Here is a 737-nt window from a genome sequence, read left to right on the forward strand (position 1 = left end):
CGCTGATAGCGCAGCATTATACGCAGCAAGGTTTCCTGATCCTGCCTTGTCTCATTGAGCAGATCGAGCCACGTCCATTCCTTCGGTTTAATGTCCATCAGCTTGATGGCGCAGCCAGATAAAACGGCGCGTGCCGATGCCGTAAAGAAGGGATGACCATCATCAGGAATGAGACGTTGCGCAAGCTCAACCGCATCCTGTGAGTTCACCAGATCAGAAGCAATATCCCATACCGCTGATCGCTCATCCTGCGGCGCAAGCAAGATAGGTGAGACCTCGACGCCGTTGCGGATCGAGTTGGGTGTGATGCTGGTGTAGTCGCCCTTTTCATCGAAGATAATGGCTTTATCGCCTCGCTCAACAACAGAGTTGATCATGCGGCGGAAGGTAACGGTCTTGCCCCCACCGGGAGCCCCTAAAATGAAAGTATGGTTCGTTTCGCGTTGCAATGTGTAACGCCAGCCGTTGAACATATGAATGCCCGGCGACTTGGCATACTGGTTATGTTTTTGCTCGTAAGCAGCAGCCTTTAGAAGCGCATCCATCTTCTCGACAACCATGCCTGAAACTATGACCTGGTGCCTGATACGCAGCCACTTTTCATAGACAAACCAAATGGCGATCGCGAACGCCATCAAGATGGGCGTCCAGATCAAAAGAAGGTTTCGCGAAAGTTGCGAAACCGCCGGATAGCCAGCTTGCTCAAGATGTATCCGGCAGGTTGAAGCCTTCCAGAA

The 737-nt window shown here is 52.0% G+C and carries 1 protein-coding gene; it reads right to left on the reverse strand.

The annotated features are described in order from the left end of the window. Positions 1-635 (reverse strand): type IV secretion system DNA-binding domain-containing protein (locus tag JNC80_RS19990; protein ID WP_376711422.1); only part of this gene is annotated, 635 nt, incomplete at its 3' end. Positions 636-737 lie beyond the last annotated feature (102 nt).

Origin of the sequence: Pseudochrobactrum lubricantis, from assembly GCF_041929865.1 — a bacterium.
Lineage (GTDB): Bacteria > Pseudomonadota > Alphaproteobacteria > Rhizobiales > Rhizobiaceae > Pseudochrobactrum > Pseudochrobactrum saccharolyticum.